This window comes from Buttiauxella sp. AC142 (assembly GCF_979253435.1).
In genome coordinates this window covers 1,220,759-1,244,068 of sequence record NZ_CEEDCH010000001.1, presented here as the reverse complement: position 1 = coordinate 1,244,068, position 23,310 = coordinate 1,220,759, and the positions used below count along the sequence as shown (strand labels likewise).

Genomic DNA, 23,310 nt, shown 5'->3' with positions numbered 1-23,310 from the left:
CCTTAACCTGGGGAACCCTTTCCCCAGGTTAATAACTTCATTAGACTTCTTCTGCCAATCACGGCTTTGCGAACAGGAGTTGCAATGACACAAAATATCTATGATAACCCGGCATTTTTTGAAGGATACGCCACTCTTGACCGCTCCATTAAAGGGTTAGATGGCGCACCGGAATGGGCAACCATACAAACATTTTTACCACCGTTACAAGGTAAAACGGTGGTGGACTTAGGCTGCGGATACGGTTGGTTTTGCCGCTACGCACGTGACCAGGGTGCAGCAAATGTGTTGGGCCTGGATGTCTCGTTGAAAATGCTCGAAAAAGCACAGGAAATGACCACGGGCGCGGGCATTGTTTATCGCCGTGAAGATCTGGAGCAGTTACAGCCGGAAGTACAAAGTGTTGACCTGTTTTACAGCTCGCTGGCGCTGCATTATCTGGAAAATATTCCGGCACTTTTCAACACGCTTTATCAGGCGCTGGTTCCCGGTGGCATGCTGGTGTTTTCGGCAGAGCATCCGATTTATACCGCCCCGTTGCAACAAGGCTGGATGACCGATCAGACCGGGCAAAAATCCTGGCCGGTGAATCATTATCAGCAGGAAGGCGTGCGTATCAGCAACTGGTTTGCGGACGGCGTGAAGAAACAACATCGCAAACTTTCGAGCTGGATAAACGCGCTGATTGCCAGCGGTTTTATTATCGAAAAACTCGATGAATGGGGGCCAGACGCTGAACAAATCGCCCAGAACCCGGCGCTTGATGAAGAAAAAGAACGCCCGATGATTTTCCTGCTTGCTGCGCGTAAGCCTCTAATCTAATTCACTTCAATTTATCTCAATTTGCGTTTATGGGGAGGCAACTCCCCCCGCCCCGCACTTCCTTGCCTATACTGTTTAAACACTAGCCATAAGATAGGGAGTCGTGATGAAAATTATTCTTTGGGCAATTTTGATTATCTTTATTATTGGCTTATTGGTCGTTACTGGCGTGTTTAAGATGATTTTCTGAAAACAGCGGGTGCCACCACAATGGCGGCACCCCTTTGTTAGCGTCGTCCCCTCGCTTCCTCTTGTGTATTCATTTCCAGTCAAAATCGAGTTCACCTTGCAGACACTGTCCGCGAAGCTTTATTATCACTCCAATTGATTGGAGAAATAATGACTATCAAAGAAAGTGATTTTCGCAAAATAGACCTCAACTTATTGATTGCGTTTGCGGTTTTATTTCGCGAACAGAGCGTGTCTCTGGCGGCGGATAAGCTACATCTCGGCCAGCCCGCAGTCAGCGGTTCGCTGGCACGTTTGCGTGAAATGTTTGATGACCCGCTTTTTATTCGCAGCGGCCATCGCATGCAGCCCACGGCGCGTGCAACGGAGCTGCATACAGAATTGATGCCGCTGCTCGAGCAATTGCAAAGCGCATTGTTCCAGCAGGCGGAGTTTCACCCCGCTTCAGCAAAAGCGACAATCACCATCGGCATGACTGACTGGGTAGAAATGTGGCTGATGCCACAACTGCTGCCAGCGCTGCGCGCGCAGGCGCCAGGCGTGCGCCTGAATGTCGTCGCCAGTGACTCTTTTACGGACGCGCAGCGCCTGGAAGGTGGGGATTTGGATATGGCCATCAGCGTGGCAAACCAGTCCGCACGGTGGATGGAACGCGAACTTCTGACGCCGATGGAGTTCGTGACGCTCTGGCATCCGTCGCAATTGCAACTCGCCGCCCCGCTTTCTGCGGAGATTTATGCTGCGCAACAGCATGTTTTGGTGAGCTACCGCGAAGCGACCAGCAGCCATATCGACACCGTGTTAGCCCGGCAAAATTTGAAACGTGAGATTAACTACACCACCCCGCACTTTTCCGCGCTGCCGGGACTATTAAGCATGATGCCGATACTGGCAACTGTGCCGCAGGGGTTGTGTGAAAATTGGCAGAAAACCTGGGGACTGTGCAGCAGCCCGGTGCCGCTGGATATTGCGCCATTTGAAGTGGCGTTGTTGTGGCATCAGCGCCATAACAGTGATGCGGCGCTGATGTGGGTGCGCGGGTTTATTAAGCGAATGGTGAGTGAGCGGGGTTAACCCCCGCCCCAACAATTATCCTTTCAAACTCGCGCCATTGGTCGCAATCACTTCTTTATACCAGTTGAAGCTTTTCTTGCGTGAACGTGCAAGCGTACCGTTACCTTTGTCATCACGATCCACATAGATAAACCCGTAGCGCTTAGACAACTCCGCCTTCGATGCACTCACCAGGTCGATCGGTCCCCAGCAGGTGTAACCCAGCACCTCAACACCATCTTCAATCGCTTCGCGCACCTGAACTAAGTGGTCGTTGAGATAGCTGATGCGATAATCATCATGCACCGTCCCATCGTCTTCGAGTTTATCCTTCGCCCCTAAGCCGTTTTCAACAATAAACAATGGCTTCTGATAACGATCCCACAGCTTGTTGAGCAAAATACGCAGGCCGATTGGGTCGATTTGCCAGCCCCATTCGGAACTCGCCAGGTGCGGGTTTGGCACCATGTTTAGAATATTGCCACGCGCTTTCTCATTGAGTTCTTCATCAGCAGTGACGCATCCGGACATGTAGTAACTAAAGGAGATAAAGTCGATGGTCGCCTTCAGCGCTTCGCGGTCGCTCTCAGAGATTTCCAGCTTGATGCCGTTGTCGCGGAAATAGCGCAGCATATAACCCGGATATTCACCGCGACATTGCACGTCGCCAAAGAACAACCAGTTGCGATTTTCCTGCATGGTTTCCAGCACATCTTCTGGCTTGCAGCTCAACGGATACACCAGGCCGCCCAGCAACATGTTGCCGATACGCGCATCAGGAATGATTTCGTGGCAGGCTTTTACCGCCAGCGCACTGGCAACGAGTTGGTGGTGAATCGCCTGGTAAATTTCAGCTTTACTGCTGGTTTCAGAGATCCCAACGCCCGTCATCGGCGCGTGCAGCGCCATGTTGATTTCGTTGAACGTCAGCCACAGCTTCACTTTACTTTTGAAACGTGTGAATACGGTACGCGCATAACGCTCAAAGAAGGTGATGGTTTCACGGTTGCCCCAGCCACCGTAGTTTTTCACCAGGCCCCACGGCATTTCGTAATGCGAAAGCGTGACCATCGGCGTGATGTTGTGTTTCGCCAGCTCATCGAACAGACGGTCATAGTATGCAAGACCCGCTTCGTTAGGCTGAGTTTCGTCACCGTTCGGGAAGATACGTGTCCAGGCAATGGACACGCGCAGGCAGCTAAACCCCATTTCCGCAAACAACGCGATGTCTTCCGGGTAGCGATGGTAGAAATCGATCGCGATATCTTTAAGGCCAAAATCACCCGGCTTGCGCTCAACGGTGTCGCTTAATACGCCATTCGGTTGCAGGTCAGAAGTGGAAACACCCTTCCCATCCTCAAGCCATGCGCCTTCTACCTGATTTGCAGCGATCGCGCCGCCCCACAGAAACGTTTTAGGAAATGCTTTCATTTACTTCTCCTTTGTTTAGAACCGTCATGAACGGCATACCTGAATCAATTACATGGTCATTAGTATTTCGCATCACACTCGCGTACTCGTCGCTATTGCTGATAATGACGGGGGTTGCGAGGTCGTATCCGGCATCCAGAATCGCTTGCCTGTCGAACTCAATCAGCAAATCGCCGGGCTTAATTTTGTCCCCCACTTTCACATGGGTGGTGAAGTACTGACCATTCAGTTTTACCGTATCAATACCAATATGAATCAGCACTTCGATGCCGCTATCGCTAAGCAAACCAATGGCGTGGCGGGTCTGGAATAACGAGGCGACTTGACCATAAAACGGTGCGATAACTTTGCCGGTCAGCGGGATTATCGCTGCCCCTTCGCCAAGCAAACCACTGGCGAAAGTGGAATCTGGAACCTGATCCATCGCCAGTACCGTTCCGCTCATCGGCGCAAGGATGTCGTTCGCGCGCGCTTTCGTCACAACAGGCGCGTTAACTTCTGTACGGGGTAAACCCGCGATGCATGTCAGAACGCAGGCTAATACCAGCGACAACAGCGTTCCGAAAACAGCGCCCCACACGGTTGCATCCACGCCGCCTGGCGGAATCATTTGCGCGAAGGAAAAAATATTGGCGAAGCCAAACGAATAAACGTTTGTCTGGCTGAACCCAACAATCACGCCGCCAACGGCACCGGCAACGCAGCCGAAGATAAACGGACGGCGATTAGGCAGCGTCACCCCATACACAGCAGGTTCAGTTATACCGAAGATCCCTGCGGTGAACGCGGAGCCTGCCAGCACTTTAAGCTTCTTATCGCGGGTACGAATGAATACACCTAAGGTCGCGCCCACTTGTCCCATAACGGCGGGCAATAACAGCGGCATCATCGTGTCGTGACCGAGCACGCTCAGGTTGTTAATCATCAGCGGGACTAATCCCCAGTGCAGTCCGAAGATGACGCACACCTGCCAGATAGCCCCCATCACACCGCCTGCAAGCCATGGTGCCAGAGCATAAATTGCCTGATACCCATGAGCTAACATCTGGCTTAGCCATGTCGCGACAGGCCCAATCAACAGAAAGGTCAGTGGAACCGTGATGGCAAGACAAAACAGCGGGGAGAAGAAGTTACGCATCGCAGAGGGCAATAGTTTGTTGCCCTGTTTTTCCAGCCAGCAACTCACCCACGCGGCGAAAATAATCGGGATAACTGAAGAACTGTAGTTAATAAAAGTGACCGGAATACCGAGGAAGTATTCGGTGGCGGCCCCCGCCTGGCTACTGGCCTCTAAGGCCTGCATCACCACCGGATGCGTCAGCGCCCCACCGATAGCCATGGTAACGAATGGATTCCCGCCAAATTTTTTACCTGCCGTGTAACCCAGCGCCAGAGGGAAGAAGTAAAACAGCGAATCACTGGCGGCGAACCACAGTTTATATGTCCCGCTTTCGGTCGTTAGCCAGCCAAAAACCACCGCCACGGCGAGCAAACCTTTGAGAATACCGGAAGCCGCCATCACACCGATAAACGGCGTAAATACTGCTGACACAATATCAATCAAGCGGCTGAGAATATTAACCTTTTCACCCGGTTCAGACGCTGGCTGAACGCCATCTTCAACAATTCCGGCCTCAGCACACACCGCGTTGTAAACATCGTGAACATGATTACCAATCACCACTTGGAACTGCCCGCCGCTTTCCACCACCATAATCACGCCAGGATTATTTTTCAGCGCCTGTGCATCAGGCTGTTTCTGATCTTTGAGCTTAAAACGTAAGCGCGTGGCGCAGTGAACCAGACTGATAATATTTTCTCTCCCACCGACATGGGTCAGAATATCTCTCGCAACATCTTGATATCCCATCATTCTTTCCTTTCACCTTTCGGCATATATGACTGAGTAAAGTAAAAAAAAACCTGAGACCGACTTCCCTCAAGGAGAAGCCAGTGCTCAGGTTTTGCCTGCCGCAGCAGTAACAATCCGTTTTTGTTTTCGTCGGCCTTTCGGCACGTCGTTATGAAACTTTAAGACTCTCTTTGCGCACCCGCTCAATGTGAATTGCGAGGAACATAATTTCTTCTGTCGTTAGCTCTCGTTGATATTCCGTCATCAGATGGCGACTGAGTTTTTCAGCACAACGCCAGGCTTGCGGGTAATTATCTTTCACTGCCGCATGTAGCGTGACATCGTCATCTGCCACCACGTTGCGGCTCAGCATTCGTTGGGCAAAAAACTTCAGATGCGTAACAAAGCGCTGATAACTCAGACTCTCTTCGTCATACTCAAACCGCAGTTGATACTTCACGATCTGCAAGATTTCCTGCATCACCCGGGTCACGTGCATCACTTCCGGCATTTCGCTATTCAACTGCGCAGTCACCAGATGCAAAGCAATAAACCCGGCCTCATCTTCCGCTAATTGAACATTCAGGCGCTTTTCGATGATGGTCAACGCTTCCTGGCCGAGCAAAAACTCTTTAGGGTAAAGACGCTTAATTTCCCACAGCAAGACGTTGCGAATCACCACTCCCTTCTTTTGCCGCTCTATAGCAAAATGGCAGTGATCGGTCAGCGTGATGTACAGGCTTTCTTGTAACTTACCCAGGCGCTGACGCGAAAGCTCAATAATACGATCGCAGGTGGTCATCACTTCCAGCGGGATTTGGCTAAGTAATTCGCTTAACCGCGCAACCAGTTCGTCACTTTTCAGGGCAAACACTTTCTCAATCTTGTCGTTTTCCAGGGTGTCGCCAATATGCTTCTGAAAGCCCAGGCCACGCCCCATAACCACTTGTTCACGTCCATGTTCGTCAATAATCACCACGACATTGTTATTGAGTATTTTGGCGATTTTCATCAGTACCCCAGAAACAAAAAAACCTGACCTCCGGCAGAAGCCAGAAAATCAGGTTTTGCCTGCCGCAGCAGTAACAATCCAACAATGACACTCTATCAGCTTCGAAACATCACTCAAACGAATGAATTGAAAATCGTGACGAAGATCGCGGCTTAACGTACCGGGTTACAAATCACGCGGGCAATGTCCGCAGAATGCTTAAGTGTACGAATCTCAGTAAACAAGTCCGTTGCCTCAACATATTCTTTACGCAAATACCCCAGCCACTGTTTGATACGCGCCACGTGATACATCCCCGTGTCGCCCTGCTTTTCGAGCTGGCTATATTTTTGCAGCAATTTCACTACATCCGGCCATGGCATCCGCGGCTCATTGTATTTAATCACGCGGCTTAAATTCGGCACATTAAGCGCGCCACGGCCAATCATTACCGCATCACAGCCTGTTGCCGCCATGCAATCTTGCGCGCTTTGCCAGTCCCAGATTTCGCCATTAGCAATCACCGGAATCGACAAACGCTGGCGGATTTCGCCAATCGCCGCCCAGTTTATCCGCTCGGCTTTATAACCGTCTTCTTTGGTGCGCCCATGAACGACAAGTTCGGTTGCACCAGCCTGCTGTACTGCGTCAGCAATTTCAAACTGCCGGGAATCGCTGTCCCAACCCAGCCTGATTTTAACGGTGACAGGTAAATGCGCAGGCACCGCTTCACGCATCGCTTTCGCGCCACGGTAAATTAAGTCGGGATCTTTGAGTAGAGTGGCTCCGCCGCCGCTGCCGTTCACCAGTTTAGAGGGACAACCGCAGTTGAGATCTACCCCCCAGGAGCCAAGTTCCACCGCGCGGGCCGCGTTTTCAGCCAGCCATTGTGGATGTTGCCCCAGGAGTTGAATACGGACTAACGTACCGGACGATGTACGGCTCGCCTGATGAAGTTCCGGGCAAAGTTTATGGAAGGATTTTGCCGGCAAAAGCTGGTCGACCACGCGCAAGAACTCGGTGATACACAAGTCGTAGTCATTGACCTCTGTCAGCAGTTCACGAACCAACGAGTCGAGAACCCCTTCCATCGGCGCGAGCAGTACACGCATAGCGTTTTTCCGGTAAAAAAAGAGGCGCTATGTTAGCGCCTCTGTATGAGTTGGCAAAGCCTAATTAATTATGCGGATGCAGGCTTACGAGCTGGGCGGCGACGGCCGTTTGCACCAGCAGGTTTAGCGGCACCATCACCCTGTGGGCGTGATGGGCGACGTGGAGCGCTGCTGCGATCTGATGATGCGCCGCCATTGCCGCCACGACGTTGACCCTGGCCCTGACCACCGCCGTTGCCACGACCGCCGCCACGCTGCTGCTGGCGACCGTTAACGATAGGCTCAGCAGGAATGGATGGGTCCACTTCGTACCCTGGAATCGCCATACGTGGCACTTCACGTTTAAGCACGCGTTCAATGTCACGCAGCAGTTTGTGTTCATCAACACACACCAGAGACAGCGCTTCACCCGTTGCCGCGGCACGGCCAGTACGGCCGATACGGTGCACGTAGTCTTCCGGTACGTTTGGCAATTCGTAGTTCACAACGTGTGGCAGTTCTTCGATATCAAGGCCACGCGCGGCGATGTCCGTTGCTACCAGCACACGGATGCCACCGTTTTTGAAGTCAGCCAATGCACGAGTACGCGCACCCTGGCTCTTGTTACCGTGGATGGCCGCAGCAGTGATACCGTCTTTGCCCAGCTGTTCTGCCAGGTGGTTTGCACCATGTTTGGTACGGGTAAACACCAGCACTTGCTGCCAGTTACCTTCGCCAATCATCTGTGACAGCAGTTCTCTTTTACGTTTTTTATCAACGAAATGAACGTGCTGAGTCACTTGCTCAGAAGCGGTGTTGCGACGCGCCACGGAAACTTCTTCCGGGTTGTGCAACAGCTTTTCAGCCAGGCCTTTAATATCGTCAGAGAAGGTCGCGGAGAACAGCAGGTTCTGGCGACGAGCTGGCAGTTTTGCCAGCACGCGACGGATATCGTGGATAAAGCCCATGTCCAGCATGCGGTCAGCTTCATCCAGTACCAGGATTTCTACCTGGTCGAGTTTAACTGCGTTCTGGTGTTCTAAATCCAGCAGACGGCCCGGTGTTGCCACCAGCACATCGACACCGCTACGCAGTTTCATCATCTGTGGGTTTATGCTCACGCCGCCGAAAACCACCAGCGAACGGATATCTAAATATTTGCTGTAGTCGCTGACGTTTTCACCAATCTGAGCAGCAAGCTCACGGGTTGGCGTCAGGATCAGGGCGCGCACTGGGCGACGGCCTTTCGCATGCGGCTGTTTGTCTACCAGGCGCTGCAACAGCGGCAAGGTAAAACCAGCGGTTTTTCCGGTGCCGGTTTGGGCACTGGCCATCAGGTCACGACCAGCTAAAACAACCGGGATCGCCTGACGTTGAATAGGGGTAGGCTCACGATAGCCCTGCTCTTCCACTGCACGCAGAATATCGGCGTTCAGGCCGAGAGAATCAAAAGACATTTGGAACTCCAGAATCGCCCTGACCGCGAGGTGCGGTGTAGTTTCCAGGGGTTCGTATGACGCCAGTCATTCTGGCGCAAGAGAGGGGCACAAACCACGGTGCCGTAAGCCGCGCAGTGTAACAGGTTTTGTGACTTTGCGCACAAATTCTATTTTTCGATGCATTCACAAGATAAATGTTTGGAACTGGACACTGCGATATCGAGAGCCTACTCTTAATCAATCGATTGATTAACTTTTTAAGAGGTCGGTATGAACGCGACACCGACGCCGGTCACTTCCCGTGGTGAGCAGGCAAAAAACACGCTAATTACAGCCGCCATCGCGCAATTTGGTGAATATGGCTTGCACGCCACGACCCGCGATATCGCCGCACTCGCCGGGCAAAACATTGCCGCCATCACCTACTACTTCGGCTCAAAAGAAGAGCTGTATATGGCGTCCGCGCAATGGATTGCTGATTTCATCACCCACAATTTCCAGCCTCACGTCAAACGTGCCGAAGCTATTCTCAGCCAGGAAAATCCAGACAAACAGCAGATACGCGAGCTGATTCATACCGCGTGCGAGCACATGATTATCCTGCTGACCGCCGATGAAACGCTGAACCTGAGCAAATTTATATCCCGCGAACAGCTTTCGCCCACTCCGGCCTATCAGCTGATTCACCAGCAAGTGATTGCGCCGATGCACACGCATCTCACCACGCTCGTCGGCCGCTATACGGGTCGCAGCCCCGATGACACCGCCACGATTCTTCATACCCATGCGCTGCTTGGGCAGGTGCTGGCATTTCGTCTCGGGCGGGAAACCATTTTGCTGCGTGCCGGGTGGACAACGTTTGATCAAGAAAGCGTGAAACAAATCAGCGATGTGGTGCGTAGCCATATCGATTTCATTTTGCAGGGGTTATCGAGCCAACGAGGAAATGCCAGCAATGAAAAGTAAAAAGCCGATCGTTATCGCCGTGGTGGTTATCGCGCTTATCGCCGCAGGGACAGGCGGTTGGATGTGGTACAAAAGCCAACAAGAGCAAGGGCTGACGCTATACGGCAACGTGGATATTCGCACCGTCAATTTGAGTTTCCGCGTTGGCGGGCGTCTTGCGGCGTTACAGGTTGACGAAGGTGATGCGATTAAAGCTGGCGAACCGCTGGGTGAGCTGGACCAGGGGCCATACCAAAATGCCCTGCTTCAGGCACAAGCTAACGTCGCCGCGTCACAGGCTAAGTTTGATTTGATCATCGCCGGATATCGCGATGAAGAAATTGCCCAGGCCGCAGCGCAGGTTAATCAAGCCCAGGCGGCATTTGATTACGCGCAGAACTTTTATCAGCGCCAGCAGGGTTTATGGGCACGCCGGGTTATTTCTGCCAACGAACTGGAAAATGCGCGTTCATCCAGTGACCAGGCTAAAGCCACGCTGAAAGCGGCGCGCGACAAATTAAGCCAGTACCGCACCGGGAACCGTCCGCAAGAAATTGCCCAGGCGCAGGCCAGCCTGCAACAGGCGAAAGCCCAACTTGCTCAGGCACAATTAGATTTACAGGACACCACGTTGGTTGCGCCCTCCGACGGCACATTGCTGACCCGCGCGGTTGAACCTGGCAGCATGCTGAACGCCGGAAGCACCGTGCTAACGCTTTCTCTGACTCGCCCGGTTTGGGTGCGAGCTTACGTCAGCGAAGTGAGTCTGAATCAGGCGAAACCCGGCACCGAGTTGCTGGTTTACACCGATGGCCGACCGGATAAGCCGTATCACGGCAAAATCGGTTTCGTTTCACCAACCGCTGAGTTCACGCCGAAAACCGTCGAAACGCCGGATTTGCGCACCGATCTCGTGTATCGCCTGCGCATTATCGTCACCGATGCCGATGATTCTCTGCGCCAGGGAATGCCGGTCACGGTGAAATTCAACGATGAGAACGCGCATGAGTAGCCAGGACGGCATCATTGCCCTGCACGGGTTAATGAAACAATTTCCGGGGCAGGAAAAGCCTGCGGTCGCACGCCTTGAATGCGAGATTCATACCGGCTCGGTTACTGGTCTGGTCGGCCCTGACGGTGCCGGAAAAACCACGCTAATGCGCATGTTGGCAGGTTTATTAAAACCTACAGAAGGCACGTCCAGCGTGATTGGGCTTGATCCGGTAGAAGACGACCGCGCTCTGCACGCCGTTCTGGGATACATGCCGCAAAAATTTGGCCTGTATGAAGATTTAACGGTAATGGAAAACCTGAATTTGTACGCCGATTTACGTGGCGTAACGGGCGAGGAACGCAAAAACACCTTTAAGCGCCTGCTGGAATTCACCGCCCTTGGGCCGTTTACCACCCGGCTTGCCGGGAAGCTCTCCGGCGGCATGAAGCAAAAGCTCGGCCTCGCCTGCACCCTGGTCGGCCAGCCAAAAGTGCTGCTGCTTGATGAACCCGGTGTCGGCGTCGACCCGATTTCGCGCCGCGAACTGTGGCAAATGGTGCACGAACTGGCCGGTGACGGCATGCTGATTCTGTGGAGCACGTCGTATCTCGATGAAGCCGAGCAGTGCCGCGACGTGTTGCTGATGAACGAAGGCGAACTGCTCTACCATGGCGCGCCGAAAGAGCTGACGCAGCAAATGGCCGGGCGATCGCTGCTGGTGAGTCACGGTGAGGAAAATAATCGCAAGCTGTTGCAACGTGCGTTGAAGTTGCCGCAGGTCAGCGATGGTGTGATTCAGGGGCGCTCGGTGCGCCTGATCCTCGCCAAAGACGCCTCTCTTGAAGATCTCAGCCACGCGCTTGATGTGCCACCCGACAGCATTTCACAAACCGAGCCCCGTTTTGAAGATGCCTTTATCGACCTGCTCGGCGGTGCCGCCACTCAGGAATCGCCGCTGGGGAAAATCCTGCATACGGTAGAAGGTACGCCAGGCGAAACGGTTATCCGGGCGGAATCATTAACCAAAAAATTCGGCGATTTTGCGGCGACGGACAACGTGGATTTTACCGTCCAGCGCGGTGAGATCTTCGGCCTGCTGGGGCCGAACGGCGCCGGGAAATCCACCACCTTTAAAATGATGTGCGGCTTGCTGGTGCCCACTTCTGGCAAAGCGCTGGTGCTGGATATGGACTTAAAAACCAGTTCCGGCAAGGCACGCCAGCATCTGGGTTACATGGCGCAAAAATTTTCGCTCTACGGCAACTTAACCGTGGCGCAAAACCTGCGATTTTTCTCCGGCGTGTACGGCCTGCGTGGCAAAGCGCAGGAGGAGAAAATCAATCGCATGAGCGAAGCCTTCAGCCTGCAACCGATTATGAACAGCGCTACGGATGCACTGCCGCTCGGTTTTAAACAACGCCTGGCGCTGGCGTGCTCGTTAATGCATGAGCCAGACATTTTGTTCCTCGATGAACCGACTTCAGGCGTTGACCCGATTACACGCCGCGAATTTTGGTTGCACATCAATAGCATGGTGGAAAAAGGCGTCACGGTGATGGTGACGACGCACTTTATGGATGAAGCGGAATACTGCGACCGTATTGGGCTGGTGTATCGCGGCAAACTGATTGCCAGCGGCACGCCAGACGACCTGAAAGAGCAAGCGGCCGATGACGAGCAAACTGACCCGACGATGGAACAGGCGTTTATTACGCTGATTCATCAATGGGATAAGGATCACGAGCATGAGCGAACATAATCAGGCCGTTTCCTGGCGGCGCGTGCGCGCCCTGTGCGTGAAAGAAACTCGCCAGATTGTACGCGACCCCAGCAGTTGGTTGATTGCGGTGGTAATTCCGTTACTGCTGCTGTTTATTTTTGGCTACGGCATCAACCTGGACTCCAGCCGCCTGCGCGTAGGCGTGTTACTGGAACAGCAAAGCGAGGAAGCGCTGGATTTCGCCCATACCATTACCGCATCGCCTTACATCGACCCAACCATTAGCGATAATCGTCAGCATCTTATTCAGTTGATGCAGGCGGGTAAGATTCGCGGTCTGGTGGTGATCCCAACCGACTTCTCGCAAAACATGGCACGAGCAGGCGCGACGGCTCCGGTGCAGGTTATTACCGATGGCAGCGAGCCGAACACCGCCAACTTTGTGCAAGGTTACATGGAGGGTATCTGGCAAATATGGCAGCAGCAACGCGCGGAAGACCGGGGCGAAAAATTTGAACCGCTGATCGACGTGCAGCTCCGTTATTGGTTTAACCCGGCGGCTATCAGCCAGCATTTTATTATCCCCGGCGCAGTCACCATCATTATGACGGTGATTGGCGCGATTCTGACGTCCCTGGTGGTGGCGCGGGAATGGGAGCGCGGCACCATGGAAGCGTTACTCTCGACACAAGTCACGCGCACCGAACTGCTGCTGTGCAAACTTCTGCCCTATTACGTGCTCGGAATGCTGGCGATGCTGCTGTGTATGCTGGTGTCGGTATTTATTCTCGGCGTGCCCTATCGCGGCTCTCTGCTGATTCTGTTTCTGGTAACCAGCCTGTTTTTACTCAGCACATTGGGTATGGGGCTGTTGATTTCGACGATTACTCGCAACCAGTTTAATGCCGCCCAGGTGGCTCTCAACGCCGCATTCTTGCCGTCTATCATGCTGTCCGGCTTTATCTTCCAGATTGACAGTATGCCGGCGATTATCCGCGCGGTGACTTACGTGATTCCTGCCCGTTATTTTGTCAGCACGCTACAAAGCCTGTTTCTGGCGGGGAATATTTCGACTGTATTGATTATCAACGTGCTGTTTTTAATTGCTTCGGCGGTGATGTTTATCGGCCTGACGGCGCTAAAAACTAAACGCCGTCTCGACTAGGGGAACGCGATGTTTTATCGACTCTGGACTTTAATTCGCAAAGAGCTGCAATCCCTGCTGCGCGAGCCGCAAACCCGCGCGATTTTGATTCTGCCCGTGGTGTTGCAGGTGGTGCTATTCCCATTTGCCGCCACACTTGAAGTTACCAACGCCACTATCGCGATTTATAACGAAGATAACGGCAGCCATTCGGTTGAACTGACTCAGCGTTTTGCACGCGCCAAAGCGTTTAGCCATGTGTTGCTGCTAAAAAGCCCCCAGGAAATCCAGCCGACCATCGACAACCAAAAAGCACTGCTGCTGATTCGCTTCCCGGCCGATTTCTCACGTGATATCGCAAGCCAGCAGCAAGCCAAACTGCAAATTATTCTCGATGGGCGTAATTCAAACAGTGCGCAAATTGCCGCAAATTACCTGCAACAGATTGTGAAGAATTACCAGCAGGAACTGGTGTCCGGGCAGCCAAAACCGAATAACAGCGAACTGGTGGTGCGCAACTGGTATAACCCGAATCTGGATTACAAATGGTTCGTAGTGCCGTCATTGATTGCAATGATCACCACTATCGGCGTGATGATTGTGACGTCACTTTCGGTCGCCCGTGAACGCGAGCAAGGTACGCTTGATCAGCTACTGGTTTCTCCGCTGGCAACCTGGCAAATCTTTGTGGGCAAAGCAGTGCCTGCGCAAATTGTGGCGATTGGCCAGGCAACCATTGTGCTGGGCGTGGGGATCTGGGGTTATCACATTCCGTTTTCCGGCTCGCTTTTGCTGTTTTACTTCACGATGCTGATTTACGGGTTGTCGCTGGTGGGATTTGGTTTGTTGATTTCAGCGCTGTGCTCAACGCAACAGCAGGCGTTTATCGGCGTGTTCGTCTTTATGATGCCCGCGATTTTGCTCTCGGGGTATGTTTCACCCGTAGAGAATATGCCGGTGTGGCTGCAAAACCTGACGTGGGCGAATCCGATTCGGCATTTCACCGATATCACCAAGCAGATTTATTTGAAGAACGCGAGTTTTGATATTGTCTGGGGAAGTGTGTGGCCGCTATTGGTTATCGCGGCCACCACGGGTTCAGCGGCGTACTGGATGTTTCGCCGCAAAATTGCCTGAGGTTTTATCTTTGGCGAGCAGCGAATAAATAATCGGCCCGGCAATCATCGCAATACCCGCACCAACGAGCAGAAACTTGTTTTCGACGACGCGTGACAACAGCCACAGGGCAATCATCGCGTTGCCGAAATACCAGGTGGTGGTCAGCTCTTCAAGAAAATCTCCGATATCACGTAACCGCCCTGTCCGCACACGGTGCAGGGCGAACATCAAAATTACTGTTGCTGCATACAGCAAACATAGCCCTATGCCGACCGGTATGAGGGTGGCAGTTTTCCAGCCAACGAGCAGCGCACAGACCACACCCAGATGCAGCATTATCTGCCAGCAGCTTAGGCCTGTCGTCACTTGTACACGTTGTTGCCATTTCATTATTTCTCTCCTGGCCGCTATTTCCTGTCTTTCAGAGTACCGCAGTATGCGGAAAATTCCGTAACGCGGCACCTATTTGTGACAGAGACTACACTTTATTTTCATCAGGATGTTAACAATGCCGGGAGAAGCATGGGTAACAAGTCTCAGCACTTTTCCTTCAAAGTGCTCACAATTAATACACACAAAGGTTTCACCGCACTCAACCGGCGCTTTATTTTGCCGGAGTTGCGTGATGCGGTGCGCGCGGTTTCCGCCGATATCGTCTGCTTGCAAGAGGTCATGGGTGCCCACGAAGCGCATTCGGTGCGTTTTGAAAACTGGCCGGAAACCAGTCATTACGAGTTCCTCGCCGATACGATGTGGAGCGATTTCGCCTATGGCCGCAACGCGGTTTATCCCGAAGGGCATCACGGGAACGCGGTGCTGTCTCGCTTCCCTATCCATCATTTCGAAAATCGTGATATCTCGGTCGAAGGCCACGAAAAGCGCGGCATGCTGCATTGCCAGATGAATGTGCCGGACAAAAATGTGCGTGTACACGTGATTTGCGTGCATCTCGGTTTGCGTGATGCACACCGTCAGGCGCAGCTCAATATGCTGTGTCAGCTGGTGAATAATCTTCCGGAAGGCGAGCCGGTGGTGGTTGCCGGGGATTTCAATGACTGGCAGCAACGCGCCAACCGGCAATTAAAGCAAACGGGTTTGGATGAGGTGTTTACTCGCGCATCTGGCCGCCCGGCTCGCACCTTCCCTGCCCGCTTCCCACTGCTGCGCCTTGACCGAATTTATGTGAAAAACGCTTCCGCAAGCGCACCAACAGCCCTGCCGTTGCAGCAATGGCGGCATCTCTCGGACCATGCGCCACTCGCCGTGGAGATTCATCTATGAAAAATAACTGGCGCGACGGGAACCGGATTTCATTACTTGAAAACGGTGATCAGTTTTTCCCTGCGGTATTCAAAGCCATTGAACATGCGCGCAGTAAAGTGCTCCTCGAGACATTTATCTGGTTTGAGGACGATGTTGGCAAGCAGTTACATAAAGTCTTACTCGACGCGGCACAGCGCGGCGTTAGCATCGAAGTTCTGCTTGATGGCTACGGTTCACCCGATTTAAGCGACGAATTCGTTGAACAGCTGACAACGGCTGGGGTGCTATTCCGCTATTACGACCCTCGCCCATTGGTGTTCGGGATGCGCACGAATTTATTCCGCCGTATGCACCGAAAAATCGTGGTGGTTGACGGTTCCGTGGCGTTTGTCGGCGGGATTAACTATTCCGCAGAACAGATGAGCGATTACGGCCCGGAAGCCAAGCAGGATTATTCGGTAAAAGTCGAAGGCCCGGTGGTGGACGATATTTGTCAGTATGTGATTTCTAACTTGCCGGGCAATGACCACAAGCGCCAGTGGTGGCGACGCCGCAGGAATCCTGCACAAGAAAACCTCACACCTGGTGAAGCGCAGGCATTGTTCGTCTGGCGTGATAACGACCAGCATCGCGATGATATTGAGCGTTATTATTTGAAAATGCTCAGTAAAGCCAAACGCGAAGTGATTATTGCTAACGCGTATTTCTTCCCTGGTTACAGGTTGCTACACGCGATGCGTAACGCATCGCGGCGTGGGGTTTCGGTGAAGCTCATCGTGCAAGGCGAGCCGGATATGCCGATAGTCAAAGTCGGTGCTCGTCTGCTGTACAACTACCTGGTGCGCTCCGGGGTGAAAATCTACGAATACCACCGCCGCCCGCTGCACGGCAAAGTCGCTATTATGGATGACCACTGGGCCACCGTCGGCTCCAGTAATCTTGACCCGCTGAGTCTCTCGCTAAACCTCGAAGCGAATCTGATTATTTATGACCGCACGTTTAATGACACGCTGCGTGCCAATCTGACCTCGTTGATTGCCAAAGACTGCCATCCAGTCGTTGAGTCAATGCTGCCAAAACGAACCTGGTGGAATTTGGGTAAAAGCGTGCTGGCATTCCACTTTTTGCGCCACTTCCCGGCCATGGTCGGCTGGTTGCCCGCTCACACGCCAAAACTTGCGCAAGTCATGCCCCCGGCGCAGCCACATATGGAAACTCAGGACAGAGTTGATATGGGTAATCCGGCTTCCGCCGGTATTGAGAGCGACGCTGAAACGGAAAACCAGGGAGTGAAATACTGATGTCGTACTCTCATCCTAAATGGCGCAAAGCAAAGAAAATCCTCACATGGTTATTTTTTATCGCCGTTATCGTATTGCTGGTGGTGTATGCCACAAAGGTTGACTGGCAGGAGGTCTGGAAGGTTATTAGCAACTATAACCGCCTGGCGCTGTTTAGCGCGGTCGGACTGGTTATCCTGAGCTATCTGATTTACGGCTGTTATGACCTGCTGGCGCGCTCGTATTGTGGGCACAAACTCGCAAAACGACAGGTGATGCTAGTGTCGTTTATCTGCTATGCATTCAACCTTACGCTCAGTACCTGGGTGGGTGGCATTGGCATGCGCTATCGGCTTTATTCACGGCTTGGGCTACCCAGCGCCACTATTACGCGCATCTTTTCCCTGAGTATTTCAACAAACTGGCTGGGTTACATTCTGCTGGCCGGGGTGATTTTTACCGTGGGTGTGGTGCAGTTACCGGATCACTGGTACATCGACGAAACCACGCTGCGGATTTTAGGTGCCGTATTGCTGGCGATTATTGCGGTTTATCTGTGGTTCTGCGCGTTTGCCAAACATCGCCATATGACGATTAGAGGCCAGCGTCTGGTGTTGCCATCGTTCAAATTTGCGCTGATGCAGCTCGTCATTTCCAGCAGTAACTGGATGGTGATGGGCGCAATTATTTGGCTGTTATTGGGTCAGCAGGTGAATTATTTCTTCGTGCTGGGCGTGCTGTTAGTGAGCAGTATCGCCGGGGTGATTGTGCATATTCCTGCCGGAATCGGCGTGCTGGAAGCCGTATTTATCGCACTGCTTGCCGGGGAGCATGCCAGCAACGGCACCATTATTGCGGCACTGATTGCCTACCGAATGCTTTATTTTATCGCCCCGCTGCTGCTGGCGATTGTGTGCTATTTGGGGCTTGAGAGTCGGGCGAAGAAAATACGAGTGAAGAACGAGAAGAAGCTAAACAACCCTCACCCCAGCCCTCTCCCTGAGGGAGAGGGTGCAAGCTTTTCCCCTTCTCCAGGAGGAGAAGGCCGGGATGAGGGCGAAAGAACTTAGCGGCGGTTGCCGAAAATACGCAGCAACATCAAGAACAAGTTGATGAAGTCGAGATACAACGTCAACGCGCCAAGAATCGAATACTTGCGCATGGTTTGCGTATCGCGAGTATCAATTTGCTCGCCGATGTTTTTCAGCTTCTGCGTGTCGTAGGCCGTCAGACCGACAAACACGATGACGCCGATGTACGTCACCGCCCACATCAACGCGGTGCTTTTCAGCCACATATTGACCAGTGAAGCTAAAACAATACCGATTAGCGCCATAAACAGCATATTGCCAAAGCCGCTCAGGTCGCGTTTGGTGGTGTAGCCGTAGAGGCTCATCGCGCCAAACATCCCGCCTGCCACTACAAACGTGCTGGCGATAGACGAATAGGTGTAAACGATAAAAATACTGGAAAGCGTCAGACCCGTCAGTGCCGAATAGAGCATGAACAGGCTGGTTGCCATACCCGCACTGAGCTTATGCACCATGCCAGAGAGCACAAACACCAGCCCCAATTGCACGATGATCAGCCCAAAGAAGGTGATCTTGCTGGAAAAGACAAATTCCATCACCGCTGGCGTATTTGCGGCGTACCATGCGATAAATGCCGTCAGTAACAGGCCGCAGGTCATCCAGCCATAAACTTGTGCCATGTATGCCTGCAAACCGGTACGGGCCTGCTGCACGATGGTGTCATTGGAACGTGGGAATCGATCCATGATGCTTCCTTAAGTGAATTACGTTGACCGAATATCAGGCTCAAAGGCCTGTACCTTAAGATTAACACAACTACATGAAGGTGCCTGTTACCAGCGTTTCGCAGCTTGCTTATCTGTTTCGCGTGCTTCGACCCAGCGATCCCCGTCAGCCGTGGCTTCACGCTTCCAGAATGGCGCACGCGTTTTCAGATAATCCATGATGAATTGTGCGGATTCAAACGCAGAACTGCGGTGCGCGCCGGTTACGCCGACAAAAACAATTTCGTCACCAGGCCACAACTCACCGATGCGATGAATCACGCTAACGCGTTGCAGCGGCCAGCGCTGGCGAGCTTCTTCGATAATTTCCGCCAGTGCTTTTTCCGTCATCCCCGGGTAGTGCTCAAGCGTTAAGGCGCTGACACTGTCACCAAGGTTGTGATTACGAACTTTGCCCGTAAATGTCACTACTGCACCGTCTTCATCACACTGCGCAAGCCACTGGTATTCTTCGCCAACGTTGAAGTTTTCGTGGCTAACACGAATTCGGGTATTTTCCATTTTAGCCTCCGGTAACCGGCGGGAAGAAAGCGACTTCGTCACCGTCAGTCAGTGGGCTATCAAAACTCACCAGCGTCTGGTTTACCGCAGCCAGCAATTTGCCAGACTCCAGCGCCAGCGCCCAGCGCTCGCTTCTGTTTGCCAGTTCAGCACGCAACTCTTCGACATCACTGAAAGTAGCGTCCAGTTGCAGACGGTCACAATCGACCAGCTCACGCACCTGAGCAAAAAAAAGAACGTTAATCATGCTCAACCACCTTGCTCTGCGCCTTACTTTCCACCTTAAAGTCGCCAGACTTACCGCCGCTTTTCGCCAGCAAACGCACCGGGCCAATCACCATATCTTTCTGCACCGCTTTGCACATGTCGTAAATGGTTAATGCTGCGACCGATGCGGCAGTCAGCGCTTCCATTTCCACGCCGGTTTTACCGGTCAGACGGCAGATAGATTCGATGCGCACGCGGTTGTGCTCGGGTTCGGCAGCTAAATTGACTTCGACTTTACTGAGCATCAGCGGGTGGCAAAGGGGAATCAAATCCCAGGTGCGTTTTGCCGCCTGAATACCTGCAATACGCGCCGTGGCGAACACATCACCTTTGTGATGGCTGCCTTCAATAATCATGGCAAGCGTAGCGGCTTCCATGGTGATAAACGCTTCTGCTCGCGCCTCGCGCACCGTTTCTGCTTTGGCAGAAACATCCACCATGTGCGCTTCGCCAGCGGCATTAATATGAGTGAGTTGCGACATAGTTTATTTCTTGAGATGAGGGTGAAAATTGCAAGGGCGCACGCGGGCATCCAGTTGCGGCGCAATGATGTTGTCCCACGCGGTATGACATGCTTTGGTGGAACCGGGCATGGCAAAAATCAGTGTTTTGTTTGCCATTCCCGCAAGGGCGCGTGATTGCAGCGTAGAAGTGCCGATCTCTTCAAACGAGAGCATCCGGAACACTTCACCAAAACCTTCGATTTCCCGGTCAAACAACGGGAGTAACGCTTCGGGAGTCTGGTCGCCTTCGGTGAAGCCTGTGCCACCGTTAATCAACACAACCTGGACTTCATCATCAGCAATCCATTGGGAAACCTGAGCACGAATGGCGTAGCGATTTTCTTTGACGATAGCTTTGGCTACCACATGATGACCCGCTTCAGTGGCGGCTTCGCGCAGATAGTGCCCTGAAGTGTCGTCTTCTTCACCGCGACGACTTGAAACGGTCAGAATAGCAATATGTACCGGGATAAATTCACTGCTTACCTGGCTCATGAAATTCTTCCTTTTGGTCTGATTTTATCTGGTTTACCCGCCAATATAAGACAGGTTTTGAGTGATTCCGGTATCACCGTCATGCAGGAAATGGGTCTGTTTTTTATGCGTTAAGGCTTCGGCTATGCGCGCTTCAAGTTCGTCAATTTGCTCGTCGCTTGCCAGCAAATCACGCAGGGAAATGCCCTGTTCGCCAAATAAGCATAGATGCAGATTTCCAACCGATGAGACACGCAGGCGGTTGCAGCTGGCGCAGAAGTCTTTTTCATACGGCATGATAAGGCCGATTTCACCCGCGTAATCAGGGTGACAGAAGACCTGCGCCGGGCCGTCGCTGCGGCTACGCAGCTGATGCACCCAACCACGGGCCAGTAGCTGGTCGCGGATGGTTTTGCCGGAGATATGATGTTTGCGGAATAACTCGCCGCCGTCGCCGGTTTCCATCAGTTCAATGAAACGCAGCTGAATCGGGCGCGGTTTGATCCACGCAAGGAAGGTATCGAGTTCATGGTGGTTTACGCCACGCATCAGGACGGTGTTCACTTTTACGCGCTCAAAACCGGCGGCAAAAGCAGCATCGATGCCATCCATTACCTGGCGAAATTTATCCTGCCCGGTAATCGCGTGGAACTGGCGAGCATCAAGGCTATCGACGCTGACATTCACCGCGGTCAGCCCGGCGTCACGCCATTGCTGGATATCACGCGCCAGACGATAGCCGTTAGTCGTCACCGCAATCTGGCGAATACTGGCGTTTTCATGCACGGCGGCAATGATGTCGGTAAAATCTTTACGCAAAGAGGGTTCGCCACCGGTCAGGCGTACTTTTTCAGTACCCAGGGCAGCAAATGCGCGCGTGACGCGGCGAATTTCATCAACGTTGAGGAAACTTTTGTTCGCCACACCGTGAGGCTTGTAGCCATCCGGCAGGCAATAGTTGCAACGGAAATTGCAAACGTCGGTAACTGACAAACGCAGGTAAAAAAACTTACGCGCGAATGCATCGGTAAGTTGGGTAGCCATGTACACCTTCCAAATACGGGAGATGCAGTCATTTCTTACTGCACCCTGGTGACTCAAGGTCACGGCCAAAGCACCGTATCTTTCGACTTAGGTCCAGAGGCTTAGTGTGTTTTATATCCGCCATCATTCAAGCTGCAGGGTGTTGGCTTCGGTCGTTCACCCCGGTCACTTACTTTAGTAAGCTCCAGGGGACTCACTCCCTTGCCGTCTACCTGCCCCTTGAATGCTAACGACTACGGCGATAGTAGCGCGTGATGGTATTATTCGCCATAACAGCTTTCGCTATATAAGTATATACATAGCGAGCTAATCGTTCAATTTCGCCACAGACTACGCGAAAAGTGAACTTTTGCTTTGATATACATCATTAACAACCGGAGCTGAATCGTATTTTGACTGCATTTGCGCTACCTTATTTCGATAGTTCGTCATAAGGAATAGCTATGCGCAATCGCACGTTTGCGGATTTGGACCGGGTGGTCGCCCTTGGCGGTGGGCACGGTCTGGGCAGGGTCATGTCGTCCCTCTCCTCTTTGGGTTCACGTTTAACCGGCATTGTTACCACTACCGATAACGGCGGTTCTACGGGGCGCATTCGACGCTCTGAAGGAGGCATCGCCTGGGGTGACATGCGCAACTGTTTAAATCAATTAATTACCGAACAAAGCGTTGCTTCAGCAATGTTTGAGTATCGTTTTGGCGGTAATGGCGAACTTTCAGGTCATAACCTCGGAAATTTGATGTTAAAGGCGCTGGATCACCTGAGTGTGCGGCCTCTGGAAGCCATCAATCTTATTCGCAACCTGCTTAAAGTGGACGCATTTCTGATTCCAATGTCCGAGCAGCCAGTAGATTTGATGGCAACGGATGCAGATGGCCATTTTATTTATGGTGAAGTGAATATTGACCAGCTTTCTTCGCCGCCGCAGGAGCTGTCGTTATATCCGAAAGCCCACGCCACGCGTGAAGCAGTGCAAGCGATTGCAGAAGCCGACCTGATTTTGATTGGCCCCGGCAGTTTTTACACCAGCTTGATGCCGATACTTTTGCTTGAGGATATGGACCAGGCCCTACGCCGCACTCCGGCCCCGGTCGTTTTCATTGGCAATCTGGGCAAGGAATTGAGCACCGCCGCAGCCAGCCTGTCACTTGCACAGACGCTGGACATCATGGAACAGCGAATCGGGAAACGTATTGTGGATGCGGTAGTGGTTGGCCCGCAGACAGATGTTTCTGAGATTACCGACCGCGTGGTGATTCAGGAACCGCTGGAGGCGAGTGACGTTCGGTATCGCCACGACAGGCATCTGCTTCGCCAGGCACTTGAAAAAGCTATTCAGCAACTCGGATAAAACAACGCCTTCTTAATGAA

The 23,310-nt window shown here is 52.6% G+C and carries 24 protein-coding genes and 1 riboswitch; of the genes, 12 read left to right on the top strand and 12 right to left on the bottom strand.

Features of this window, described 5'->3' with window-relative positions:
* The first annotated feature begins 84 nt into the window (after positions 1-84).
* The 3 genes from AC0IWZ_RS05645 to AC0IWZ_RS05635 all read left to right on the top strand — a co-directional run bounded on the left by AC0IWZ_RS05645 (position 85) and on the right by AC0IWZ_RS05635 (position 2,085).
* Complete coding sequence (locus AC0IWZ_RS05645; RefSeq protein WP_471677886.1) at positions 85-822, top strand: class I SAM-dependent methyltransferase; 738 nt, start codon at positions 85-87, stop codon at positions 820-822.
* A gap of 106 nt (positions 823-928) precedes the next feature.
* Positions 929-1,012: a small membrane protein YohP gene (yohP, locus tag AC0IWZ_RS05640; RefSeq protein WP_072011146.1), complete on the top strand. Its 84-nt coding sequence runs from the start codon at positions 929-931 to the stop codon at positions 1,010-1,012.
* A 149-nt stretch (positions 1,013-1,161) separates the two neighbouring features.
* Positions 1,162-2,085 (top strand): LysR family transcriptional regulator, encoded by a 924-nt coding sequence (locus AC0IWZ_RS05635; protein ID WP_471677888.1) that lies wholly within the window; start codon positions 1,162-1,164, stop codon positions 2,083-2,085.
* A 15-nt stretch (positions 2,086-2,100) separates the two neighbouring features.
* Here AC0IWZ_RS05635 and AC0IWZ_RS05630 read toward each other — a convergent pair whose 3' ends face one another.
* From AC0IWZ_RS05630 to rhlE, 5 genes are all read right to left on the bottom strand, one after another.
* The gene (locus AC0IWZ_RS05630; protein WP_471677889.1) at positions 2,101-3,495 is read right to left on the bottom strand and encodes a glycoside hydrolase family 1 protein; all 1,395 of its coding nucleotides are present in this window, start codon (positions 3,493-3,495) and stop codon (positions 2,101-2,103) included.
* Positions 3,479-5,365 carry a PTS beta-glucoside transporter subunit IIABC gene (gene bglF / locus AC0IWZ_RS05625; RefSeq protein ID WP_471679083.1) on the bottom strand — a complete coding sequence of 629 codons (1,887 nt, stop codon included), beginning with the start codon at positions 5,363-5,365 and terminating at the stop codon, positions 3,479-3,481. The genes AC0IWZ_RS05630 and bglF overlap by 17 nt, the downstream gene beginning before the upstream one ends.
* 151 nt (positions 5,366-5,516) lie before the next feature.
* Positions 5,517-6,359, bottom strand: coding sequence for a transcriptional antiterminator BglG (gene bglG / locus AC0IWZ_RS05620; RefSeq protein ID WP_034494177.1), 843 nt, complete (start codon positions 6,357-6,359; stop codon positions 5,517-5,519).
* 152 nt (positions 6,360-6,511) lie between these two features.
* Positions 6,512-7,450, bottom strand: a complete 939-nt coding sequence (dusC, locus tag AC0IWZ_RS05615) for a tRNA dihydrouridine(16) synthase DusC (protein ID WP_471677890.1) — start codon at positions 7,448-7,450, stop codon at positions 6,512-6,514.
* A gap of 68 nt (positions 7,451-7,518) precedes the next feature.
* Positions 7,519-8,886 carry an ATP-dependent RNA helicase RhlE gene (rhlE, locus tag AC0IWZ_RS05610; RefSeq protein ID WP_034494173.1) on the bottom strand — a complete coding sequence of 456 codons (1,368 nt, stop codon included), beginning with the start codon at positions 8,884-8,886 and terminating at the stop codon, positions 7,519-7,521.
* 252 nt (positions 8,887-9,138) lie between these two features.
* Between rhlE and cecR the strand changes: the two genes are divergently transcribed.
* Genes cecR through AC0IWZ_RS05585 form a run of 5 tightly spaced genes read left to right on the top strand, consistent with a single transcriptional unit; the run spans position 9,139 to position 14,808 of the window.
* Positions 9,139-9,834: a transcriptional regulator CecR gene (cecR, locus tag AC0IWZ_RS05605; RefSeq protein ID WP_410372205.1), complete on the top strand. Its 696-nt coding sequence runs from the start codon at positions 9,139-9,141 to the stop codon at positions 9,832-9,834.
* Positions 9,824-10,825, top strand: coding sequence for a secretion protein HlyD (gene hlyD, locus AC0IWZ_RS05600; RefSeq protein WP_034494169.1), 1,002 nt, complete (start codon positions 9,824-9,826; stop codon positions 10,823-10,825). The genes cecR and hlyD overlap by 11 nt, the downstream gene beginning before the upstream one ends.
* The gene (locus AC0IWZ_RS05595) at positions 10,818-12,566 is read left to right on the top strand and encodes an ATP-binding cassette domain-containing protein (RefSeq protein ID WP_034494167.1); all 1,749 of its coding nucleotides are present in this window, start codon (positions 10,818-10,820) and stop codon (positions 12,564-12,566) included. Before hlyD ends, AC0IWZ_RS05595 begins: the two co-directional genes overlap by 8 nt.
* Positions 12,553-13,692 (top strand): ABC transporter permease, encoded by a 1,140-nt coding sequence (locus AC0IWZ_RS05590; RefSeq protein ID WP_471677891.1) that lies wholly within the window; start codon positions 12,553-12,555, stop codon positions 13,690-13,692. The genes AC0IWZ_RS05595 and AC0IWZ_RS05590 overlap by 14 nt, the downstream gene beginning before the upstream one ends.
* Before the next feature lie 9 nt (positions 13,693-13,701).
* Positions 13,702-14,808 (top strand): ABC transporter permease, encoded by a 1,107-nt coding sequence (locus AC0IWZ_RS05585; protein ID WP_034494163.1) that lies wholly within the window; start codon positions 13,702-13,704, stop codon positions 14,806-14,808.
* Here AC0IWZ_RS05585 and AC0IWZ_RS05580 read toward each other — a convergent pair.
* Positions 14,770-15,180, bottom strand: a complete 411-nt coding sequence (locus tag AC0IWZ_RS05580; protein WP_471677893.1) for a YbhQ family protein — start codon at positions 15,178-15,180, stop codon at positions 14,770-14,772. The two genes, AC0IWZ_RS05585 and AC0IWZ_RS05580, sit on opposite strands and share 39 nt — an antisense overlap.
* A 132-nt stretch (positions 15,181-15,312) precedes the next feature.
* On the opposite strand from AC0IWZ_RS05580, the gene AC0IWZ_RS05575 reads away from it, so the two are divergent.
* Genes AC0IWZ_RS05575 through AC0IWZ_RS05565 form a run of 3 tightly spaced genes read left to right on the top strand, consistent with a single transcriptional unit; the run spans position 15,313 to position 18,403 of the window.
* The gene (locus AC0IWZ_RS05575) at positions 15,313-16,071 is read left to right on the top strand and encodes an endonuclease/exonuclease/phosphatase family protein (RefSeq protein WP_034494159.1); all 759 of its coding nucleotides are present in this window, start codon (positions 15,313-15,315) and stop codon (positions 16,069-16,071) included.
* Positions 16,068-17,354 (top strand): cardiolipin synthase ClsB, encoded by a 1,287-nt coding sequence (gene clsB / locus AC0IWZ_RS05570; protein WP_471677895.1) that lies wholly within the window; start codon positions 16,068-16,070, stop codon positions 17,352-17,354. The genes AC0IWZ_RS05575 and clsB overlap by 4 nt, the downstream gene beginning before the upstream one ends.
* On the top strand, positions 17,354-18,403 hold the full coding sequence (locus AC0IWZ_RS05565; protein ID WP_471677897.1) for a lysylphosphatidylglycerol synthase transmembrane domain-containing protein: 1,050 nt from the start codon (positions 17,354-17,356) through the stop codon (positions 18,401-18,403). Before clsB ends, AC0IWZ_RS05565 begins: the two co-directional genes overlap by 1 nt.
* On the opposite strand, the gene AC0IWZ_RS05560 is transcribed toward AC0IWZ_RS05565, so the two are convergent.
* The 6 genes from AC0IWZ_RS05560 to moaA form a co-directional block, all read right to left on the bottom strand.
* Positions 18,400-19,110 (bottom strand): Bax inhibitor-1/YccA family protein, encoded by a 711-nt coding sequence (locus AC0IWZ_RS05560; protein WP_034494157.1) that lies wholly within the window; start codon positions 19,108-19,110, stop codon positions 18,400-18,402. The genes AC0IWZ_RS05565 and AC0IWZ_RS05560 overlap by 4 nt on opposite strands.
* Positions 19,111-19,197: 87 nt before the next feature.
* Entirely contained in the window at positions 19,198-19,650 is a 453-nt protein-coding gene (gene moaE, locus AC0IWZ_RS05555) for a molybdopterin synthase catalytic subunit MoaE (protein ID WP_034494155.1), read from the bottom strand.
* 1 nt (position 19,651) lies between these two features.
* Positions 19,652-19,897 carry a molybdopterin synthase sulfur carrier subunit gene (gene moaD, locus AC0IWZ_RS05550; RefSeq protein ID WP_034494153.1) on the bottom strand — a complete coding sequence of 82 codons (246 nt, stop codon included), beginning with the start codon at positions 19,895-19,897 and terminating at the stop codon, positions 19,652-19,654.
* The gene (moaC, locus tag AC0IWZ_RS05545) at positions 19,890-20,399 is read right to left on the bottom strand and encodes a cyclic pyranopterin monophosphate synthase MoaC (RefSeq protein ID WP_471677899.1); all 510 of its coding nucleotides are present in this window, start codon (positions 20,397-20,399) and stop codon (positions 19,890-19,892) included. Before moaC ends, moaD begins: the two co-directional genes overlap by 8 nt.
* 3 nt (positions 20,400-20,402) lie before the next feature.
* On the bottom strand, positions 20,403-20,915 hold the full coding sequence (moaB, locus tag AC0IWZ_RS05540) for a molybdenum cofactor biosynthesis protein B (protein ID WP_034494150.1): 513 nt from the start codon (positions 20,913-20,915) through the stop codon (positions 20,403-20,405).
* A 33-nt stretch (positions 20,916-20,948) separates the two neighbouring features.
* Positions 20,949-21,938 (bottom strand): GTP 3',8-cyclase MoaA, encoded by a 990-nt coding sequence (gene moaA / locus AC0IWZ_RS05535; RefSeq protein WP_034494147.1) that lies wholly within the window; start codon positions 21,936-21,938, stop codon positions 20,949-20,951.
* Positions 21,926-22,057, bottom strand: a riboswitch (molybdenum cofactor riboswitch). (Overlaps the previous gene by 13 nt.)
* A gap of 324 nt (positions 22,058-22,381) precedes the next feature.
* Here moaA and yvcK point away from each other — a divergent pair.
* Positions 22,382-23,290: a uridine diphosphate-N-acetylglucosamine-binding protein YvcK gene (gene yvcK / locus AC0IWZ_RS05530; RefSeq protein WP_172895174.1), complete on the top strand. Its 909-nt coding sequence runs from the start codon at positions 22,382-22,384 to the stop codon at positions 23,288-23,290.
* Positions 23,291-23,310 lie beyond the last annotated feature (20 nt).

What these genes read in the sequence shown, in the direction of transcription:
- AC0IWZ_RS05645 (WP_471677886.1), top strand. Translation starts at nt 85, where the DNA reads ATGACACAAAATATCTATGATAACCCGGCATTTTTTGAAGGATACGCC.
- yohP (WP_072011146.1), top strand. Translation starts at nt 929, where the DNA reads ATGAAAATTATTCTTTGGGCAATTTTGATTATCTTTATTATTGGCTTA.
- AC0IWZ_RS05635 (WP_471677888.1), top strand. Translation starts at nt 1,162, where the DNA reads ATGACTATCAAAGAAAGTGATTTTCGCAAAATAGACCTCAACTTATTG.
- AC0IWZ_RS05630 (WP_471677889.1), bottom strand. Translation starts at nt 3,495, where the DNA reads ATGAAAGCATTTCCTAAAACGTTTCTGTGGGGCGGCGCGATCGCTGCA.
- bglF (WP_471679083.1), bottom strand. Translation starts at nt 5,365, where the DNA reads ATGGGATATCAAGATGTTGCGAGAGATATTCTGACCCATGTCGGTGGG.
- bglG (WP_034494177.1), bottom strand. Translation starts at nt 6,359, where the DNA reads ATGAAAATCGCCAAAATACTCAATAACAATGTCGTGGTGATTATTGAC.
- dusC (WP_471677890.1), bottom strand. Translation starts at nt 7,450, where the DNA reads ATGCGTGTACTGCTCGCGCCGATGGAAGGGGTTCTCGACTCGTTGGTT.
- rhlE (WP_034494173.1), bottom strand. Translation starts at nt 8,886, where the DNA reads ATGTCTTTTGATTCTCTCGGCCTGAACGCCGATATTCTGCGTGCAGTG.
- cecR (WP_410372205.1), top strand. Translation starts at nt 9,139, where the DNA reads ATGAACGCGACACCGACGCCGGTCACTTCCCGTGGTGAGCAGGCAAAA.
- hlyD (WP_034494169.1), top strand. Translation starts at nt 9,824, where the DNA reads ATGAAAAGTAAAAAGCCGATCGTTATCGCCGTGGTGGTTATCGCGCTT.
- AC0IWZ_RS05595 (WP_034494167.1), top strand. Translation starts at nt 10,818, where the DNA reads ATGAGTAGCCAGGACGGCATCATTGCCCTGCACGGGTTAATGAAACAA.
- AC0IWZ_RS05590 (WP_471677891.1), top strand. Translation starts at nt 12,553, where the DNA reads ATGAGCGAACATAATCAGGCCGTTTCCTGGCGGCGCGTGCGCGCCCTG.
- AC0IWZ_RS05585 (WP_034494163.1), top strand. Translation starts at nt 13,702, where the DNA reads ATGTTTTATCGACTCTGGACTTTAATTCGCAAAGAGCTGCAATCCCTG.
- AC0IWZ_RS05580 (WP_471677893.1), bottom strand. Translation starts at nt 15,180, where the DNA reads ATGAAATGGCAACAACGTGTACAAGTGACGACAGGCCTAAGCTGCTGG.
- AC0IWZ_RS05575 (WP_034494159.1), top strand. Translation starts at nt 15,313, where the DNA reads ATGGGTAACAAGTCTCAGCACTTTTCCTTCAAAGTGCTCACAATTAAT.
- clsB (WP_471677895.1), top strand. Translation starts at nt 16,068, where the DNA reads ATGAAAAATAACTGGCGCGACGGGAACCGGATTTCATTACTTGAAAAC.
- AC0IWZ_RS05565 (WP_471677897.1), top strand. Translation starts at nt 17,354, where the DNA reads ATGTCGTACTCTCATCCTAAATGGCGCAAAGCAAAGAAAATCCTCACA.
- AC0IWZ_RS05560 (WP_034494157.1), bottom strand. Translation starts at nt 19,110, where the DNA reads ATGGATCGATTCCCACGTTCCAATGACACCATCGTGCAGCAGGCCCGT.
- moaE (WP_034494155.1), bottom strand. Translation starts at nt 19,650, where the DNA reads ATGGAAAATACCCGAATTCGTGTTAGCCACGAAAACTTCAACGTTGGC.
- moaD (WP_034494153.1), bottom strand. Translation starts at nt 19,897, where the DNA reads ATGATTAACGTTCTTTTTTTTGCTCAGGTGCGTGAGCTGGTCGATTGT.
- moaC (WP_471677899.1), bottom strand. Translation starts at nt 20,399, where the DNA reads ATGTCGCAACTCACTCATATTAATGCCGCTGGCGAAGCGCACATGGTG.
- moaB (WP_034494150.1), bottom strand. Translation starts at nt 20,915, where the DNA reads ATGAGCCAGGTAAGCAGTGAATTTATCCCGGTACATATTGCTATTCTG.
- moaA (WP_034494147.1), bottom strand. Translation starts at nt 21,938, where the DNA reads ATGGCTACCCAACTTACCGATGCATTCGCGCGTAAGTTTTTTTACCTG.
- yvcK (WP_172895174.1), top strand. Translation starts at nt 22,382, where the DNA reads ATGCGCAATCGCACGTTTGCGGATTTGGACCGGGTGGTCGCCCTTGGC.